Origin of the sequence: Pseudorhodobacter sp. (assembly GCF_030452865.1) — a bacterium.
Classification (GTDB): domain Bacteria; phylum Pseudomonadota; class Alphaproteobacteria; order Rhodobacterales; family Rhodobacteraceae; genus Pseudorhodobacter.
This window is the reverse complement of record NZ_JAKDLJ010000424.1, coordinates 1-2,925: the sequence shown is the minus strand read 5'-3', so window position 1 is coordinate 2,925 and position 2,925 is coordinate 1. Positions and strand designations below refer to the sequence as shown.

General features: G+C 57.0%; 4 protein-coding genes. All 4 read right to left on the bottom strand.

Going from position 1 to position 2,925, the window contains the following annotated elements:
- Positions 1-60: 60 nt before the first annotated feature.
- Entirely contained in the window at positions 61-420 is a 360-nt protein-coding gene (locus L0H65_RS17485) for a DUF2155 domain-containing protein (RefSeq protein WP_301460502.1), read from the bottom strand.
- A gap of 32 nt (positions 421-452) precedes the next feature.
- Positions 453-827: an NADH:ubiquinone oxidoreductase subunit NDUFA12 gene (locus L0H65_RS17480; RefSeq protein ID WP_301460501.1), complete on the bottom strand. Its 375-nt coding sequence runs from the start codon at positions 825-827 to the stop codon at positions 453-455.
- A gap of 106 nt (positions 828-933) precedes the next feature.
- Positions 934-2,199 carry an ATP-dependent Clp protease ATP-binding subunit ClpX gene (gene clpX / locus L0H65_RS17475; RefSeq protein WP_301460500.1) on the bottom strand — a complete coding sequence of 422 codons (1,266 nt, stop codon included), beginning with the start codon at positions 2,197-2,199 and terminating at the stop codon, positions 934-936.
- 127 nt (positions 2,200-2,326) lie between these two features.
- Positions 2,327-2,925: ATP-dependent Clp protease proteolytic subunit (locus L0H65_RS17470; RefSeq protein WP_301460499.1), on the bottom strand; the 599-nt coding region annotated here is incomplete at its 5' end.

Genomic DNA, 2,925 nt, shown 5'->3' with positions numbered 1-2,925 from the left:
ATTGCAGGCGGCCTTGGCGCTGAAGGCGGATTTCAACCCGGTTGGCTACGCCCCCACCGCTCACTCTGTCAGGCAGCGCAAAATCCACACATCATAGCGCGGGTGGTCCATCGCCGACAACGCGGGGGAACTGGCCAGCATCCAGCCGGTAAAGACAGGTTTTTGCTGGAATTTATCGAGGATGGTCAAATGTGCATAGGCATCTGTCGGGGTGTCACCCTCGGGATAGCGGCAATCGTCAAGCTGAATCGTCAGCCGACCGTTCTGCGCCGATTGGCCGCGCAACAACTCAATATCGCCGGTTTCGCCCGAAACTTTATCCAACCAGCGCACGACGCCGCCGCGCGCATCGATCGCAGTTTGCGCAGAGATCGGCATCGCGCAAAACACGGCCAGAAGGGTTGCAAAAAACATTTTCATTGCAGGATGAACACCCAAAGCCCGGACGCGCCCTATTCCGGCCGCCACGCCTCATAATCCGAGCGAGCGACAGGGCGTGCGCGCATGATGGAGCCTGCCGGAACATAGGCTTCGGGCGTGCCGGTCAGGTTTTCCAGATGCGGCTTTTCCCAAGGCTTTTTCACCAATGGTTTTTCAGTTGGCGGCTGATCCCAGGTGAAGTGCAACCAGCCATGCCAGTCAGGATTAACCCGCGTCGCTTCCATCTCACCATTATAGATCACCCAGCGGCGTTTGCCGCCGACGGTCTGGTAATAGATATTGCCCTGCGCATCCTCACCCACCTTCACGCCCTTGCGCCAGGTGAAAAACTGGGTGTTGATCGTCTGGCTGTTCCACCAAGTCAACAAACGCTTGAGGAAATACATCGCAGGCCTCCGGGTTCTTTTCACGTCATATGCCGCAAGCCGCGGTCAAGGTCCAGCCGGTTTGGGGTAGGTTAAAGATAAGGGCGGGCTTTTGCCCGCCGATGCCTTATCCCGCTGATGCGGGTTCTTTTTTCTTGCGTTCGGTATGCACCAGAAGCGGTTGCGCGCCGGAATTCACCGCCTCCTCATTCACCACCACTTCCTGCACGCCTTCCATGCCGGGCAGTTCGAACATGGTATCGAGCAGGATATCTTCCATGATCGAGCGCAGCCCCCTCGCGCCGGTCTTGCGCTTGATCGCACGTTTGGCGATAGCGGTCAGCGCGTCGGCGGTAAAGGTCAACTCGGTGCCTTCGATGTCAAACAGACGTTGATACTGCTTGACCAAAGCGTTCTTCGGCGCGGTCAAAATGGTGATCAGCGCCTCCTCATCCAGATCGGTCAGGGTTGCGATCACCGGCAGGCGGCCGACAAATTCCGGAATCAGGCCGAATTTCAGCAGATCTTCCGGCTCCAGCTCTCCGAACAACTCGCCCACACCGCGCGAGTCCGGGTCTTTCACCTCTGCGCCGAAGCCGATGCCGGAGCCTTTGCCGCGTTGTGCAATGATCTTCTCCAAGCCCGAAAACGCGCCGCCGCAGATGAACAGGATGTTGGTGGTATCCACTTGCAGGAATTCCTGCTGCGGATGTTTGCGCCCGCCTTGCGGTGGCACACTCGCCACGGTGCCTTCCATGATCTTCAAAAGCGCTTGCTGCACGCCTTCGCCAGACACGTCGCGCGTGATCGACGGATTGTCCGACTTGCGGGTGATCTTGTCGACCTCATCAATATAAACAATGCCACGCTGCGCACGTTCGACGTTATATTCCGACGCTTGCAGCAATTTCAGGATGATGTTTTCAACATCTTCACCAACATAACCCGCTTCGGTCAGTGTGGTTGCGTCCGCCATGGTAAACGGCACATCGAGAATCCGCGCGAGCGTTTGCGCCAGCAAGGTCTTGCCGCAACCGGTTGGCCCGATCAGCAGAATGTTGGATTTCGCCAGTTCGATCTCGGATTTCGACGAATGGTTCAACCTTTTGTAGTGGTTATGCACCGCAACCGAAAGCACCCGCTTGGCGTGAACCTGCCCGATGACATAATCATCCAGCACCTTGCAGATATCGCGCGGTGTCGGCACCCCTTCGGAGGATTTCAACCCAGCGGATTTGGTTTCTTCGCGGATGATATCCATGCAAAGCTCCACGCATTCATCACAGATGAACACGGTCGGCCCTGCGATGAGCTTGCGCACCTCATGCTGGCTCTTGCCACAGAACGAGCAATAGAGGGTGTTTTTGCTGTCGCTGCCCGAATTATTCGCCATTGTCGTCCTCTGCCCTGCGTCGTCGTAGGTGGGTTTTGCCCAAGTCTAGGGCATGGCCCCGACCTTCACAATGTCAAATCGCCCCCGGCGGGCGATGCCTGAAAACCGCTGCCGCCGGGGGTGATCACTACTTGTCTGCCGGCTCCGCCTTACCGCGATTTTCCAGAATCTCGTCAATCAGACCCCATTCCTTGGCGTCTTCGGCGGACATGAAGTTGTCACGCTCCAATGCTGCTTCCACCGCTTCAAGGCTTTGCCCGGTATGGCGGACGTAAATCTCATTCAAGCGGCGCTTCAGTTTTTCGGTTTCGCGGGCGTGGATCATGATATCCGTCGCCTGCCCCTGATAACCGCCCGAGGGCTGGTGAACCATGACGCGGGAGTTGGGAAGGCTGAAGCGCATCCCCTTTTCTCCCGCCGTCAGCAACAGCGATCCCATCGAGGCCGCCTGTCCGATAACAAGCGTCGAAACCTTCGGTTTGATATATTGCATGGTGTCATAGATCGACAGACCAGAGGTCACAACGCCACCGGGGCTGTTGATATACATGGAAATTTCCTTGGACGGGTTTTCTGCCTCAAGAAACAGAAGCTGCGCGCAAATCAGGCTCGACATGCCATCATGCACCGGGCCGGACAGGAAAATGATCCGTTCCTTGAGCATGCGGCTATAGATGTCATAGGCACGCTCCCCCCGGCTGGTTTGTTCCACAACCATGGGAACAA

Excerpts from the sequence above, each read along its gene's own strand:
- L0H65_RS17485 (WP_301460502.1), bottom strand. The coding sequence starts at position 420 with ATGAAAATGTTTTTTGCAACCCTTCTGGCCGTGTTTTGCGCGATGCCG.
- L0H65_RS17480 (WP_301460501.1), bottom strand. The coding sequence starts at position 827 with ATGTATTTCCTCAAGCGTTTGTTGACTTGGTGGAACAGCCAGACGATC.
- clpX (WP_301460500.1), bottom strand. The coding sequence starts at position 2,199 with ATGGCGAATAATTCGGGCAGCGACAGCAAAAACACCCTCTATTGCTCG.